Genomic DNA, 14,787 nt, shown 5'->3' with positions numbered 1-14,787 from the left:
GGGTCCGTGAGGCTGCAATCCTGGACTCTCCCCGCACGAATGATGCGCCGACAGGAAGAGGACGATGTCGCGATCCACCCCCGACTCCCACCTGGTCTTTCCGGCGACGCCCGCCGACGGGCCACGCCTGGATGTCGCGACGGCCCCGGCCAACCCGCTCGTCCTGCTGCGCGCCTGGTGGCACGCGGTCGCCGAGCGTGGCGGGCTCGACCCGCAATACGTCACGCTCGCGACGGCGTCGGCCGACGGCATCCCCTCGAGCCGGACCGTCCAACTGCTCGCCGTCGAAGACGACGCCCTGCTGTTCACGACCAATGCCGGCAGTCGCAAGGGTGTCGAGATCGAGCAGACCGGGCGCGCGGCCGTCTCTGCCTTCTGGCGCGAGAGTGCGCAGTCGGTCAACGTGACCGGGTCGGTCGTATGGGCGGATGACGCGGAATCGGACGAACGCTTCGCGGCCGAGACGCGTTCCGTGCGGGCCTCGCGCAGCGTCTCGTTTCATGGGTTGCCCCTGACCGACGAACACGAGCAGCTGGAGCGCTTCACGAGGCTACGCGACAGCGGGGAGCCCATCGAGCGACCCGCCTACTGGCGATGGCTGCGTGTGCTCCCGGACGCCATGACCTTCTGGGAGGGGCATCCCGAGGCCCTCAACCGGCGTGTGCACTATCGCCGCGCGGACAGCCGGTGGACGCGAGAGGCGATCCAGGCATGAGCACGCCCGACCGGTTCGCCGGCACCCGCGTGATCGTCACCGGCGGAGCACGCGGCATCGGTGGACGCATCGCGGAGCGCTTCGGACAGGAAGGGGCCCATGTCGCGATCCTCGACCGCATGGCCGATGCCGGTCGTGCGCATGCCGAATGCATCGGCGCACGGTTCATCGAGACTGACCTCGCTGACAATGACGACGCGCGTCGCGCCATGCGCGAAGCGATCGATCGGCTTTCGGGCGTCGATGTACTCGTGAACAACGCGGGGATGCTGCGCTTCGCGAGCGTTCTGGAGACGGATCCCGACGAATGGGACGCGATGTTCGCGGTCAACACCCGGGCGATGCTCGTGACCACACAGGTCGCGGCCACCGCCATGATCGAGGCCGGTGCGGGCGGTGCCGTCGTCAACCTCGCTTCGATGGCGGCCAAGACCGGCGGTGAAGGACAGGTGGCGTACGCCGCGTCGAAGGCGGCCGTCGTCGCCCTCACTCGCGTTTCAGCGCTCGAACTTGGCGCCCATGGCATCCGTGTCAACGCGATGTGCCCGGGGTACGTGCTCACCGAGATGGGCGCCGACACGCGCACTCCGGAGAAGGTCGCGCTGTGGTCGAGCTACTCCCCGCTCGGGCGCCTCGGTACCACCGATGACGTTGCGGGTCTGGCGTTGTTCCTCGCCTCCGACGAGGGCAGCTACTTCACAGGCCAAGCTGTCAATGTCACCGGCGGAATGGTGATGCACTGACCGCCCCCGATGGGGCGGATGCACGTCGCGGCAGCCCCGTGACGACGACCAGCGACAGAGCGGCGGTCGCGCCCAGTACCCACAGGGAGGCCGCGGTCCCCGCCGTCGCGATCACAGCTGCGACCGTTGCGCTGCCCAGGACCGCGCCCAGCTGGCGGGTGGCGTTGTACGCGCCGGAGGCCGCACCGGCGAACTCCGGCTCGATCGCGGTCATGGCCGCTGTCGCCAGCGGAGACCAGACGAAGGAGTTGGCCAGACCGAACAGACCCATCGCCGCCGCCGTCGTCCACACCGGCGCCCCCAGCTGGACCGACGCCGCCGTCGCGCACGTGGAGACCGCCAGTGCCGTCACTCCGACGAGCGCGACCGGCCGCGGGCCCCACCGGGCAACGCTCGTGCCCGCAAACGGAGCGGACGCAGCCGAGACGACTCCCAGCGGCAGGATCGCGAGGGTCGCTTGGGCCACCGACAGTCCGCGGTCGTCCTGAAGCTCCAGCATCACCGGGATCAGAGCGGAACCCACAACGAAGCTCGCGCCGGTCGCTCCGAGGGTCGCGCGCACGAAGCCACGGCTCTGCAGCAGCCGGGCTGGCACGAGAGCGCGGCGCGGATCGTGCGGCTGTATCCGGATCGCGAGGACGACCAGCGCGGCACCGACCACCGCGACGGGAACCGTCAGGAACACCGGTGCGCTCGCCGCCTCATGCACGGCGACGATCACCGCGAGTACCCCGAGGGCGCCGAGTGCGACCGGCGCAACCGGGATCGTCGCACCCGAGCGCGGAGACGACGGTACCCACATCAGGGCCAGGGCGAAAGCGACCGCGCCCAGCGGCACGTTGACCAGGAAGATCGAGGGCCACCCGGCGAGTCCGACCAGCAGCCCCCCGAGAAGCGGGCCGGCCGCCGCGGCGAGACCCCCTACACTGCCCCACACTCCGAGAGCCACCGGCATGGTGGCTGCGGGGAAGACGCGGCGGATGATCGCGAGGGTCTGCGGCGTCATGAGCGCGGCCCCCAGGCCCTGCGCGACGCGCGCCAGCGTGAGCGCCGGCAGCGTGGCGGACAGACCGCACGCTGCCGATGCCGCGACGAAAAGCACGAGTCCGATCAGATACACGCGTCGCGCGCCGATGCGATCGCCCCACCGGCCGGCGAACAACAGAGGAACGGCGTACGCGAACAGGTATCCGCTGTTGACCCACACCGTCGCGGCGGCGGGCGCCGACATCTCGCGCGAGATCGCGGGGATCGCGACCGCCACGATGGTGCTGTCCAGCAGCATGAGGAAGAACCCCAAGCACAGTGCTACGAGTGTCAGCCATGGTGACCTGGCGCGGGCCCCCCTCGTGATCATCCGCGCAAATTCTCCCGGAGCGTACGTCCGGGGTAGCGCGGCGCTAGCGCACCGCGGCGGCGCAGCTCCGGCAGCAGAAGTTCCGCGATGTCCGCAAGTCCGGAGGGGGTCGCCAGTGGTGAGCTGAGCATGTAACCGCCGCGCGCTCCCGTTGCGGCGAAGTTCTCCTCGAGAGCATCCGCCACCTGCTCGGCAGAACCCACGAGGGTGTGGTCCATGCCTGTCGCATGGCGCCACCCGTGCTCGAAGAACTCCGCTCTGGTCATCGTGTGGTCGGGGCCGAGTTCTGACACGAGCATCCCCACCAGGCCGCCGGGACTTGCCTCCGCGGCTCGGATCCGATCAGCCAGATCGCCCAGGTGGAACCGCGCCGGTAGCGTCGAGAAGTCGAAGCCGGCGTTGTGAGAGATGTGCGCACCCACCGCCTCCTCGTTCCAGAACGAGAGCACCGAACGACGGCGCTCGTCGGCTTCCGCGGCCGTGCGCCCGACGATCAGCTGCGTCGCCCACAGGACACCGACACTCAGGGGATCGCGCCCGGCCGCGGCCACGGCGGCATCGAGACTCTCGCGGTACTTCTGCTGCGCCGCGACCGACCCCCCGAAACCGAAGGCGAGCTCGACGAACTGTGCAGAGGTCTGGATGCCGGCGGGAGAGCCGCCGGCTTGCACCAGCACCGGCTCGATCTGCGGGCTCGGCACGGCACTGAGCGGTCCCTTCACGGTGAAATGGGTGCCGCGGTGATCGATCGCGTGCACTTTCTTCGGGTCCGCGAAGCGTCCCCGCTCGCGCTCGCGCACGATCGCGTCGGGGGCGACGGAGTGCCACAGGGCCTTGCAGACGGCCACGAACTCCGCCATCCGCTCATAGCGTTCGGCATGGGGCATGAGTTCGTCGAAGCCGTAATTGGCAGCGTCCGCGCCGCGCGAGGAGGCGACGACGTTGAAGGCGAGGCGTCCGTCCGTGACGTGGTCGAGCGAATTGAGCAGGCGCGCCGTCGTGAACGGATGCGTGTACGTCGACGAGTAGGTCAGTCCGAAGCCGATGTGCTCGGTCACGGTCGACATCGCGGCGACGACCGGACTCATGTCCTGCCGTGGCCACTGGATGCCCCATTCCACGGCGGGGGCGATCGAGCCGCGCCAGGTGTCGGGGATGCCGCTGCCGTCGCCGAAGAAGAGCATGTCGATGCCGGCGCGCTCGGCTGTCACCGCGATCTCCTGGAACATCCGCACATCGGGGAAGTCGCGTCCCACCCACGAACCTGGCCGTGCCCAGCGGCCTTCTGTGTGCGTGAACGACAGGTCGAGGGCGGTGTGGATGCCGCTCATGCCGCGCGCCGTGCTGTCCACAGCGCCGCCACCTCGTCGGTGCTCATCACGAGCCCGGCATTCAAGCCCAGCGCCGTGAGTGCGCTATCGTGCAGGTCCGCGGAATAGGCGGCCGTGGCATCCGAGAGCACGACGACGGAGAAGTCGTGCTGGAACGCGTCGAACGCGGTCGCGGCGACGCAGCATTCCGTGGTCAGTCCGGCGACCGAGACCCACTCGACACCCGCTTCCCTCAGCTTCGCCGCCAGCGGTGTGCCGGCGAAGCCGCTGTAGCGGCGCTTGACAATGCGGATCTCCTCCGGTTCAGGAGAGAGGGCGAACCACTCCGCCCCCGCCGTTCCGCTCACACACGGCGCATTCAGCAGAGGCGCCGCCGGATCACCGAGATTCAGCCAGGAACTCGCCCGCCAGTGCGAGTCGGGGGCGCTCTCCAGTTCGACCCACACGACCGGGATGCCCGCCTCCCGTGCGCGAGTGACCGCCAGAGCGCATTGCTCGACGGCGCCGGCGAGGCTCGCCAACTCCCGGCGGCTCAGCCCGTACTCGGCGAGGAACTCCGGATCGGCGAACGAGCGCTGCACGTCGACGACGAGCAGCGCTCCACGCTCCGCACGTGCGCGGAGGGCATTCTCTTGCCGCTCCCGCAGCGAGGGGCCGGCGCTCACGATCCGGCTCCCGACTCCGCGGCGCGCAGCGCAGGCAGGACGTGTGTGCCGAAGGCAGCCAGATCCTCAAGATAGTCCGGGAAGATCAGCATCAGGCCGTCCAGCTCGGCGGCGTCCACGACGTGTCGGATGCGCTCGATGACGGTTTCCGGTGCGCCCGTTACGTACGGCGTCTGGAACGCCTCTGAGCCCTCGGCCTCCTGCGCCCACGACAGTGCTCGCTGAGCATCCCAGCCCCACGAACGGCGCATGTTCGCCAGTGCCTCCCTGTCGAGTCCTTCCGCGTACCGCGCCGCCCGCTCCTCCGCGGCCCGGTCGGTGTCGGCCATGACGACGGTCAGCATCGAGTAGGTGCGCACTTCGCGGCCCTCGGCGGCGGCGCGCTCGTGCACGTCGCGCGAGAACCCGGCCATCTCTTCGAGGCTCTCCGCGCCGAGGAATGCGCCGTCGGCGTAGCGCGCCTGGAAAGCGCGCCCGCTCTCGGAACGGCCGGCGCTGATGAGAGTGGGTCGGGTGGTGGGGCGCGGTCGCGACTGGCAGTCGGTGAGCGTGAAGAACTCGCCGCGCTCGGTGACGCTGTCCTCGCTCCATAGGCGCAGAACGAGGCGGGTCCACTCCTCGGTCATTCGGTACCGCTCATCGTGGGACATATCGGGGTCCCACAGGCCCATCTGCTCGAACTCATCGGCATACGAGCCGTTCACGATGTTGAGCCCGGCACGCCCGCCGCTGATCTGCTGAAGCGTCGCGAAGACCTTGGCGGCGAAGGCAGGGTTCTGCATGTTCGCATGGATCGTCGCCCAGATCTTGACACGCTCGGTCGCCTCGGCGATCCCGGCCATCATCGTGACCGACTCGATCGTTTCGCCCCAGTGGTCGGTCGCACCCCCGAAGCCGCGCCACTTGGCCATTGCCATGACGAAGTCCAAGCCGATCTGTTCGCCGAGCCGGGCGACGCGCTTGTTGTAGTCGTAGTCGGCGGGCGGGTAGGGCGCCGTGTCGGAGATGAGCCAGCCGCCGGCCGCATTGGGGAGGAAGAGCCCGTACTCGGTGCCGCTCATGCGCTGTTCCTGACGGGGTGCGGGGCAAGCGGCGAACGCGTGTGGACCATGAGGCCTCCCAGGGGTGTGGACATCATCGATGACCATGGAAAGCGTGCCGAGCGAACGCGAGTGCGGTGTTCCGGCGGAGGTCCATGCAGACGTGGAAACGATAGTGGAAGAGCGCTGGGCCCGGCAACTGGCTTCAGGGGCGAGATGCGAGCCCGACGATGCGCTCGCCGTCCCAGACCCAGACCTCGATGTGCATGTCGGGTGCGGCGCGGGGCAGCCAGCCGCCGGGCCGAAATGCGGCCGCTGCGTTGACCCCTACGCAGAGAATGGCCCGCGCCCCCGGCGCGGCCGCGGTGCGCAGCCAACTGAGCTTGAACATGTCGGCCATGATCTTGTTCCGGTGCTGGGACGTGAAGTCGCCGCGACGCAGCGAAACCTGGACAAAAACGCTTCCGTCAGAGGCGGCCCCGTCGACTTCGACACGGCTGCCTTCCTGAGTGCGCACGCGCATCCGCAGCGGACGCAGGGGGATTGCCAGTTCACGGCTCAGTTCCATCAGGGCGGCACGCTCCGGGGCATCGTCCGGGAACCGCCCCCACTCGCCCTGCCGGTCGGTCTCGAGGGCGATGTCGTCGCTGAAGCCGGCGGCGGTCATGGACGAAGAACTCCTGCGTGCGTGGGCGGAGCCGCGGGCGGGCATCCGTCGTGAGGGGACGGGCCCAGCCTATGCGCGCATTGCGTGGACAGCATAGCTGGGGTCTTTCGGCGAGCCCAGCAGCCTGACGTGACCGAATCCAGCTCTTCCCTTGCTCATCGCTCGGGGGCGGGGGAGGCGGGGCCGCCGAGGGCCTTCACGTAGAGCTCCTGGCCCTTCGCCTCGACGCGGGCGGCGATGGCGTCCCAGACCGCCCACGCGATCGCGAGGATGATCGGCGGGAAGACCCACCAGGAGATCCACCCGGTCGTGTTGACGCCGGACAGCAGCACGACCGCGACCCACACGATGAGCGCGACCAGGAGCACGATGCCCAGCTGCAGCACCTTCTCTCCCACCTTGGTGCGTCGATGCACCGAGCCCGCAGCGCGCTTCTGGAAGAACTTCCGGATGGCCGGCCGCAGCCACACCGTGGCGGCGGTGAGGAGCAGTGCCGCCCAGGGCGCGCTCCATCCGACGGCGACGACCTGACCCATCACGAGGGCGATCACGAGCAGCACGATGACGTTGAACGCCCACAGGCTGAGGAGGCGCACGACCCAGGTCTTCATGCCCTCAGCCTGGCACGCGGCGTGGCCCGGCGCACGCGAAGACGGGTCAGCGGAGGGCGACGAGGCGGTCGAGGTCGTCGTCCGGCAGTGCGTCGGCCGTGGCGGTGACCTCCATCGACGCCAGCGCGGCGCCGCCGCGCGTGACGGTGAGGAAGGCCGTGTCGGCGGCATCCCGTCCGGTGGAGATCCGCAGCAGTGTCGGTCGGGGCGCGAGCGTCGTGGCGTCGACGACGTGCCAGGCGTCGTCCACCCACGCCTCGGCGACGGCGTGGAAGTCCATCGGATCCAGGCCGGGCGCGTAGACGGCGACGAGCCGCGCCGGAACGCCCAGCGCGCGAAGCAGGGCCACGCACGTGTGCGCGTAGTCGCGGCACACGCCGCGGCGGGCCAGCAGTGTGCGCACCGCGCCGTCGGTCGGCAGGCTCGACCCCGGCTCGTAGGCCAGCCGCGTCCCCACCCACGACGACACGGCCGTGAGCAGCGGGGCGCCGGGCGCGACGCCGGCGAACTCCGCGACGGCGGTGGGGGCGAGCGCGTCCGACTCCGCGTAGCGACTCGGGCGCAGGTAGGTCACGAGGTCGGTGTCGGTCGCGACATCGGGGTCTCCCGTTCCGGAGACGGATGCCCGGTAGGACAGCTCGAGGTGCCCGGTGTCGCAGCGCACCCGGTGCAGCCGGGTCCCGTGCGCATCGGGCAGCTCGTCGACCGGGACCGGCGCCCCGTCGACGGTGACTTCGAGCGTCTCGTCGGGGGAGTGATGGCGCGAGACGGCGATCGCGAACACCAGTTCTGCGGGACCGGTGACATCCAGGGCGACGTGGGCGGAGACATCCCTCTGCATGCTCCGAGTGTGCCGTGGTCGCCGTCCGTGTGTCGAGGCTTGACATCGGGTCCTGCGCTCCGGTGGACATCCCGAGCTTCGGGGAGCGGGCAGGATGGGGGGATGAGGACTGTGCAGCTGCGCCGGTACACGCTCGTCGACGGCGAATACGACGCGTTCGTCGAGTGGTGGCAGAAGTGGATGCCGGCCGTGCGGCCGGCCGCCGGGTTCGCGATCGAGTTCGCGTACGGCATCCGAGAGACGAACGAGTTCGTGTGGGCCGTGAGCGCCGAGGGTGATGAGCAGGCCTTCCTCCGCCTGGAGGAGACCTACCTCGCATCGGATGCGCGGGCGAAGGCGTTCGACGGCGTTCCGCAGCGGGTCGCCGAGTACGACGTGCGGCTGGTCTCCGAGACCTACTGACCGGGGAGCGGGCGAGGGCGGCGGACGCGCCCGCGCACCTCGGCGATCACCCGCCCGTCGGCGAGGACACGCGCGTCGTACAGCGCGGTCCGACCGCTGACCGCGCGCTGTTCGGCGACGGCCACGAGCTCGTCGCCCTCGTGCGAGGGTGTGAGGAAGACGATGTCGGCGCCGGCGACGAGCGCGGCATCCGGGGTGTGGTTGCTCGCCAGGGCGATGGCGGCGTCGGCGAGGGTGAAGATCATGCCGCCGTGCGTCACGCCAGCGCCGTTGACCATGTTCTCGCGCACGCGCATGCGCACGACGGCAGAGCCGGGTTCCGCGCGGTCGACGCCGATGCCGAGCGCGACGAGCACCGCGTCCGACGCGGCGATGCGACGGGAACGCTCCGTCGCGTGGGTGTCATCCATGCCCGTCAGGAGGTCTCGAACTCCGCGGTCACCTCGACGCGCACGGTGATGTCGGGGATGGAGACCTCTGCGCTCTCGCCGGACGCCATCGCGGCGCTGCGCAGTCCCACGGGGCCGGGACCTGCCTCGCCCGCGCGGAGCGTGACCACCCGGGCGATGGTCGTGCCGAGTGCCGAGGCGAAGTCGTCGGCCTCGACGCGGGCGTCGCTGACGGCAGCCGCGCGGATCTCTCTCGTCACGCGGGTTCGCGTGACCTCGGTGAGGGCCCACGAGGCGTGCACCGACGCGCCCATCGCGCTCAGCTGCTCGACGGTGTCGGCCACGCGATCGAGGTTCGACAGCTTCACCTGCACGGAGCTGGTGGTCACGTGCTCACGGTGGAGCGATCCGTCGTTGTCGACCCACTGGTGCACGCCGGTGGAGAGCGTCGACGCGTGATGCCAGGTGGCGTCCCCGGCGGCGTGGAGTTCGCCCGCCCGCGCCGCCAGTCGGTTGTGCAGCGCGGTCGCCGCGGCGACCGCGGTGGCGCGGTCGGCATCCGAGACCGACACGCGCGCGACGAGCGCGGCACGCTCGGCGGGAAGATGCCGTTCGGCGGTGCCGACGGTGGTGATGACGGTCATACGTGCCTCCCGGGCCGCGCATCGAGGCGGCGCAGCCTCGCTTCATGCAACCACGCGATCGCCGGGTCCGCCACGATCGGTTCGTTCGCCGGTGCGGCGCGGCTTGTCGCGCCCGGTGTGAACAAGACAGGAGATTCGGGTCAAATGCCCGCGGGAAGCCTCCCACAGCGGCTGATTCCGCCGAATCTCCTGTCTTGTTCACGGTGCACCCGCGGGGTGGGCGAGGCAGCGTCTCCGGCTCAGCTGCCGCGCTCGTTCCGGGCGTGACCGCCGGGTCCGCCAGGATCGGTTCCTTCGCCGTCGCGGCGAAGGTCGAGCTCGCCGTTGTACGCGGTGGAGGGCGCGGGTGCTGCGCCGGCGCGGCAGAATGGCACCGACATGCGTTTCGCGATCGAGCACGATCGAGAGGATGCTGCGGCATCCGACACAGGGAGTCATCGATGACAGAGAACCGAGAGACCGCACTTCTTGCCCACGTCCCCGACGGGCTGTTCATCGGCGGGCAGTGGCGCGCCGCCGAGGGCGGCGCCACCCTGCCGGTGTTCGACCCGGCGACCGGGGAACGCCTGCTGACCATCGCCGACGCGTCGGTCGCCGACGGCGCCGCCGCGATGGACGCCGCCGTCGAGGCCTTCCCGTCGTGGGCGCAGACGCCCGCGCGCGAACGCGCCGAGCTGCTCCGTCGCGCCTTCGACCTCCTGCAGGAGCGCAAGGAGGACATCGCCCTCCTGATGACGCTCGAGATGGGCAAGCCGCTCGCCGAGGCACGCGGCGAGGTCGCGTACGGCGGGGAGTTCCTCCGCTGGTTCAGCGAAGAGGCGGTGCGGGCCTCGGGACGCTACGGGGCGAACCCCGAGGGCACCGGCCGCATGATCGTCACGCAGCACCCGGTCGGCCCGTGCTACCTCATCACCCCCTGGAACTTCCCGCTGGCGATGGCCACGCGCAAGATCGCACCGGCCCTCGCCGCCGGCTGCACCGTCGTGGTCAAGCCCGCCGAGCTCACCCCGCTCACGACGCTCTTCTTCGTCAAGCTGCTGCAGGATGCCGGGCTTCCCGACGGTGTCGTGAACGTCATCACCACGTCCTCCAGCGGTGCCGTCTCGGAGCCCATCATCCGCGACCCGCGGCTGCGCAAGCTCTCCTTCACCGGATCCACCCCGGTCGGGCAGAAGCTCCTCGAGCAGGCCGCGCAGGGCGTGCTGCGCACGTCGATGGAGCTCGGCGGCAATGCTCCGTTCGTCGTCTTCGACGACGCCGACCTCGACAAGGCGGTCGACGGCGCGATGCTGGCGAAGTTCCGCAACATCGGTCAGGCGTGCACCGCGGCGAACCGGTTCATCGTGCACCGCTCGGTCGCCGACGAGTTCGCCCGCCGCGTGACCGAGCGCGTGCAGGGCATGCGCATCGGTCGCGGCACCGAGGAGGGCGTGGCGATCGGTCCGCTCATCGACGATCGCGCCGTCGAGAAGGCGCGATCGCTCGTGGCCGACGCCGTCGACCGCGGGGCTCAGGTGCGCACGGGCGGATCGCCGGTGACCGGACCGGGAACGTTCTTCGAGCCGACGGTCGTCACCGACGTCGCCGCCGGCAGCGACATCCTTCGCGAGGAGATCTTCGGACCGGTCCTGGCGATCGTGCCCTTCGACGACGAAGACGACGCGGTGCGGCTGGCGAACGACACCGAGTACGGCCTGGTCTCGTACGTCTTCACCGAGAACCTCGCGCGCGGCCAGCGCATGATCGAGCGTCTCGAGACCGGGATGATGGGGCTCAACGTCGGCGTGGTCTCCAACGCCGCCGCCCCCTTCGGCGGCTGGAAGATGTCGGGTCTCGGCCGCGAGGGCGGCGCCGAGGGCATCCACGAGTACCTCCAGACGAAGTACACCCTCACCCCGAACCCGTTCTGACCCGAGGTGCCGGGCTGCCCGCGGCCGGGCCGCCCGGCCGCTCGTCAGGGTCGGGGCGGCTCGGCGGCGCGGACGATCGCGGTCACCCGTGCCGTCGCGGCGGCATAGGGGGCGAGGTCGGCGTCGTGCGACAACGGCTGCAGGATGACGCTCGTCGCGCCGGCGTCGGTGAGCGCGGCGATCGCCTCGGCCACTGCGGCATCGTCGCCGGACGCGGCGAAGCGGCGCTCACCGCTGAAGCCCCACGCGTCGAACTCCGCCTCGAGCGCTGAGGCGGTGTCGCCGAACGCGCACATGAGGAACACCACGATCTCGTGGGGTCCCGTCCGGCCCGCAGCTTCACGGGCGCCGTGGATGCGTGCGACGGCGGAGCGCACCATGGCGGGGCTGGATCCCGCGGTGAGGACGGTGCCGTCGGCGACCTCGCCCGTGAGAGACAGCGTCTTCGGGCCCTCGCCGGCCGCGAGCACCGGCACAGTGCGCTCGGGTGGCCAGGCGAGCTTCACCCGGTCGAGGCGCACGTACCGGCCCGACGTCGTCACCTCGTCCCCGGCGAGAAGCCGACGCAGCGCCGGCACGTATTCGCGCATGAGCGTCAACGGTGAGGCGACCCGTGCGCCGGCCTGTCCCATCCAGTCGAGCACCCCGTGTCCGAACCCGAAGATCGCACGCCCCGGGTAGAGCCGTTCCACGGTCGCGATCTCCATCGCCGCGAGGGCGGGACTGCGCAGCGGCATCGGCAGGATGCCCACGCCGACGCGCAGGCGCTCGGTCGAGGCGAGAGCCGCGATCAGCGGGGCGAGGCCGCTTTGCTTGAAGCAGTCTTCCCACACCCACACCTCCTCGACACCGGCGGCTTCCGCGCGACGGGCGAGATCGGTGAGCGTCTCCGGCGGCAGGGTCGGCTGATGGATCATTCCGATGCGGGGCATGCCCCCATGCTCTCGCAGGGCGAAACATTCCGGAACGCTCCGCGTGATATCAACGGGTGCATGCAGAGACTCCGAGGCGCCGTGCGGGTGCTCGTGGATGCGACGACCGAGCATGCCGGAGATCTCTGGATCGACGCGGGCCGTGTGGTCGATGCACCGACCGCGGACGATCTCGCTGGTGTTCGCGTCGACGAGATCGACGTGTCGGGATGCGTCGTGACACCTGGGCTGGTGAACGCCCACCATCATCTGCTGCAGTCGGGTTTCCGCACCCTGCCCGCCACCCGCGGCGTGCCCATGCGCGAGTGGCTGCCGGCGATGGCGTCGGCATATGCCGCAGCCGGCATCGATCCGTCCCTCACGGCGCGCACCGCCGCCGTGGGGATGGCCGAGTCGCTGCTGTCGGGCGTGACGACGGTGGCGGACCACCAGCTGAACTGGCCTCGGCCCGGCAGCGACCCCGCCCGGGAGGTGGCCGAGATCGCCGGAGCGATCGCGGCCGTGTCACGCGAGCTCGGCGCCCGACTCGCCTTCGTCCGCGGCACCGCGCGCGACGATGCCGGCATCGCCGCCGAGGGGGCCGAGGCGATCGTGGAGACGCTGCTGCGCGTCGGCCACGAGCGCGGCGTCACCGATGACGGGATGCTGCAGATCGCGGTGGGTCCGGCCGGTGTGCACTCCGACGGGGAGGCCACTTTCCGGCGCCTGGGCGAGGTCGCCGCGCGTCACGGGCTGCGCCGCCGCACGCAGGCGAACGAGCAGGTGGACACCGAGATCGCTCTGGAGCGTTACGGGCGTCGTCCGCTGGATCTCCTCGAAGAATGGGGGTGGCTCGACGAGGGGGTGACGATCGCGCACCTCTGCGATGTCACGACGTCGGAGATCGACCGCCTGGCGGCCGCGGGCGTCACCGCGACCCACGCGCCCGGCTGCGACGTGCCGATGGGGTGGGGGGTCGCACCCGTTGCCGCTCTGCAGGCCGGGGGAGTCGTCGTCGGACTCGGCACCTCGGGTGGGGGGTCGAACGATGCCGGCCACCTGCTCGCGGATGCGCGCCTGGCGATGCAGGTGTCGGGGCTGGTCGGCGCACAGCTTTCCGCCCGGACGGTTCTCGCGATGGCGACCGAGGGTGGCGCCACGGGCCTCGGCCGAGACGACATCGGGCACCTTCGCGCCGGCGCCCGGGCCGACGTGTGCGTGTGGGATGTCTCCGGGGTTGCCGATGCCGGCGTCGCGGACCCGGTCGCCGGGCTGCTGTGGGCCTCGCCCGGGCGACGACCGCGCGATGTCTTCGTCGGGGGTGCGGGGGTGGTGCGCGACGGGCGGCTGCTCACCGCCGACGAGGCGACGCTCGTCGCCGGCCTCCGTGCGCGCATCGCCGGCTGAACCGGGAGGTCTCAGAGGTCGAGCACGATCCGGGGGCAGGCCGCGCGGGAGACGCACACCATCATGACGGTGCTGTCCTGTCGCTCCAGTGGCGTGAGAACCGAGTCGCGGTGCTCGATCTCACCCTCCAGAACGGGCGCTTCGCACGTGCCGCAGGTGCCGCGCCGGCAGCTCGAGAGCACGACGGTCTCGGGGGACTGCTCGGTGATCGCATCCAGAACCGATTGCCCGGGGGAGACCGTCACCACATCGCCTGACAGGGCGAGCTCGACCTCGAACGGATCGGGCCACACCGGTTCGCCGAACTCCATCGCTTCGAACCGCTCGAGGTGCAGGCGGGTGCCGTCCTCGCCCGGGAACGCCGCGTCGAGGGCGTCGAGCAGCCGCGCCGGGCCGCACGCGTAGATGCGCGTGTGCTCGTCGGCGGATGCGGCGAGGCCGGAGACGTCGAACCGCCCGCCCTCATCGGCGGCGTGCAGGGCCACGCGATCCGGATGCGCCGCGGCGAGCTCGCTCGCGAAGGCCATCGTTCGGCGCGAGCGGCCGGCGTAGTCGAGGTGCCAATCCGCTCCTGCCGCGGCCGCCGCGGCGACCATGGCGATCAGGGGGGTGATGCCGATCCCGCCCGCGACGAACCGGTACGAAAGGCCCGGCTCGGGGACGAACGGAAAGTGGTTGCGAGGTCCGCGCACCCGGATGCGCGCTCCGACCGCGGCGCTCTCGTGCACGCGCACCGACCCGCCGCGGCCGGCGTCCTCGCGGAGCACCGCGACCCGCCACGATCCGCGTTCGGCCGGGTCGGAGCACAGCGAGTACTGCCGCTCGACGACCTCGCCCCGCGAGGACCCCGGCAGCACGAGGTCGATGTGCGAACCGGGGGTCCAGGCGGGCAGGTCGCGGCCGTTGGGCGAGACGAGGTCGAGTGCGACGACGCCGTCGGCGACGTCGGTGCGGGCGGCGATGACGAGATCTCGTTCGACGTCGCTGAAGTAGCTCACGGGTGCTCCTCGGGGTGGTTCTGCGGGACGACCGTAATCGACGTTTCCGGGCGATCCGGCGCCTGCTGCGAGTCGTAACAGGCTCGCAACACGTGGCGTGGGTGGTCGAAACAGGGTCGGCGTTCAATGGCCATTGTTGGTCAAGCCAACACCGTT

Annotated in this window: 16 protein-coding genes; 5 read left to right on the top strand and 11 right to left on the bottom strand. The window is 70.8% G+C overall.

What is annotated here, in order from left to right; translation table 11 throughout:
• The first annotated feature begins 64 nt into the window (after positions 1–64).
• Positions 65–715 carry a pyridoxine/pyridoxamine 5'-phosphate oxidase gene (locus tag B3S45_RS07420; protein WP_071044641.1) on the top strand — a complete coding sequence of 217 codons (651 nt, stop codon included), beginning with the start codon at positions 65–67 and terminating at the stop codon, positions 713–715.
• Positions 712–1,458: an SDR family NAD(P)-dependent oxidoreductase gene (locus tag B3S45_RS07415; RefSeq protein ID WP_194383595.1), complete on the top strand. Its 747-nt coding sequence runs from the start codon at positions 712–714 to the stop codon at positions 1,456–1,458. Before B3S45_RS07420 ends, B3S45_RS07415 begins: the two co-directional genes overlap by 4 nt.
• On the opposite strand, the gene B3S45_RS07410 is transcribed toward B3S45_RS07415, so the two are convergent.
• The 7 genes from B3S45_RS07410 to B3S45_RS07380 all read right to left on the bottom strand — a co-directional run bounded on the left by B3S45_RS07410 (position 1,433) and on the right by B3S45_RS07380 (position 7,970).
• A complete protein-coding gene (locus B3S45_RS07410; RefSeq protein ID WP_286718549.1) occupies positions 1,433–2,758 on the bottom strand; it encodes an MFS transporter in 1,326 nt (441 codons plus the stop codon). The genes B3S45_RS07415 and B3S45_RS07410 overlap by 26 nt on opposite strands.
• Before the next feature lie 53 nt (positions 2,759–2,811).
• Positions 2,812–4,146 carry an NtaA/DmoA family FMN-dependent monooxygenase gene (locus B3S45_RS07405; RefSeq protein WP_286718547.1) on the bottom strand — a complete coding sequence of 445 codons (1,335 nt, stop codon included), beginning with the start codon at positions 4,144–4,146 and terminating at the stop codon, positions 2,812–2,814.
• Positions 4,143–4,811 (bottom strand): cysteine hydrolase family protein, encoded by a 669-nt coding sequence (locus B3S45_RS07400; protein WP_228480794.1) that lies wholly within the window; start codon positions 4,809–4,811, stop codon positions 4,143–4,145. The genes B3S45_RS07405 and B3S45_RS07400 overlap by 4 nt, the downstream gene beginning before the upstream one ends.
• Entirely contained in the window at positions 4,808–5,872 is a 1,065-nt protein-coding gene (locus B3S45_RS07395) for an LLM class flavin-dependent oxidoreductase (RefSeq protein ID WP_071044644.1), read from the bottom strand. Before B3S45_RS07395 ends, B3S45_RS07400 begins: the two co-directional genes overlap by 4 nt.
• A 184-nt stretch (positions 5,873–6,056) precedes the next feature.
• Positions 6,057–6,518: a hypothetical protein gene (locus B3S45_RS07390; protein ID WP_071044645.1), complete on the bottom strand. Its 462-nt coding sequence runs from the start codon at positions 6,516–6,518 to the stop codon at positions 6,057–6,059.
• Between the two features lie 155 nt (positions 6,519–6,673).
• Entirely contained in the window at positions 6,674–7,129 is a 456-nt protein-coding gene (locus tag B3S45_RS07385) for a hypothetical protein (RefSeq protein WP_286718542.1), read from the bottom strand.
• Between the two features lie 46 nt (positions 7,130–7,175).
• Positions 7,176–7,970 carry a transglutaminase-like domain-containing protein gene (locus tag B3S45_RS07380; protein ID WP_286718541.1) on the bottom strand — a complete coding sequence of 265 codons (795 nt, stop codon included), beginning with the start codon at positions 7,968–7,970 and terminating at the stop codon, positions 7,176–7,178.
• A gap of 102 nt (positions 7,971–8,072) precedes the next feature.
• On the opposite strand from B3S45_RS07380, the gene B3S45_RS07375 reads away from it, so the two are divergent.
• Positions 8,073–8,372, top strand: a complete 300-nt coding sequence (locus tag B3S45_RS07375; RefSeq protein WP_071044648.1) for a hypothetical protein — start codon at positions 8,073–8,075, stop codon at positions 8,370–8,372.
• Here B3S45_RS07375 and B3S45_RS07370 read toward each other — a convergent pair.
• Both B3S45_RS07370 and B3S45_RS07365 read right to left on the bottom strand, forming a co-directional pair.
• The gene (locus B3S45_RS07370) at positions 8,366–8,782 is read right to left on the bottom strand and encodes a hotdog fold thioesterase (protein ID WP_071044649.1); all 417 of its coding nucleotides are present in this window, start codon (positions 8,780–8,782) and stop codon (positions 8,366–8,368) included. The two genes, B3S45_RS07375 and B3S45_RS07370, sit on opposite strands and share 7 nt — an antisense overlap.
• Before the next feature lie 5 nt (positions 8,783–8,787).
• Positions 8,788–9,405, bottom strand: coding sequence for an SIMPL domain-containing protein (locus B3S45_RS07365; RefSeq protein ID WP_286718538.1), 618 nt, complete (start codon positions 9,403–9,405; stop codon positions 8,788–8,790).
• 440 nt (positions 9,406–9,845) lie between these two features.
• Here B3S45_RS07365 and B3S45_RS07360 point away from each other — a divergent pair, with 440 nt between their 5' ends.
• Complete coding sequence (locus B3S45_RS07360; protein ID WP_071044652.1) at positions 9,846–11,315, top strand: NAD-dependent succinate-semialdehyde dehydrogenase; 1,470 nt, start codon at positions 9,846–9,848, stop codon at positions 11,313–11,315.
• A 44-nt stretch (positions 11,316–11,359) separates the two neighbouring features.
• Here the strand turns inward: B3S45_RS07360 and B3S45_RS07355 are convergent, their stop codons facing one another.
• Positions 11,360–12,247: an LLM class flavin-dependent oxidoreductase gene (locus B3S45_RS07355; RefSeq protein WP_071044653.1), complete on the bottom strand. Its 888-nt coding sequence runs from the start codon at positions 12,245–12,247 to the stop codon at positions 11,360–11,362.
• A 60-nt stretch (positions 12,248–12,307) separates the two neighbouring features.
• Between B3S45_RS07355 and B3S45_RS07350 the strand changes: the two genes are divergently transcribed.
• The gene (locus tag B3S45_RS07350) at positions 12,308–13,633 is read left to right on the top strand and encodes an amidohydrolase family protein (RefSeq protein ID WP_286718536.1); all 1,326 of its coding nucleotides are present in this window, start codon (positions 12,308–12,310) and stop codon (positions 13,631–13,633) included.
• Positions 13,634–13,644: 11 nt separating this feature from the next.
• On the opposite strand, the gene B3S45_RS07345 is transcribed toward B3S45_RS07350, so the two are convergent.
• On the bottom strand, positions 13,645–14,631 hold the full coding sequence (locus B3S45_RS07345; RefSeq protein ID WP_286718533.1) for a PDR/VanB family oxidoreductase: 987 nt from the start codon (positions 14,629–14,631) through the stop codon (positions 13,645–13,647).
• Between the last annotated feature and the right edge of the window lie 156 nt (positions 14,632–14,787).

It is taken from the genome of Microbacterium sp. UBA1612 (assembly GCF_002321605.1).
Taxonomy (GTDB): domain Bacteria; phylum Actinomycetota; class Actinomycetes; order Actinomycetales; family Microbacteriaceae; genus Microbacterium; species Microbacterium luteum.
This window is presented reverse-complemented; position numbering and strand designations above follow the sequence as displayed.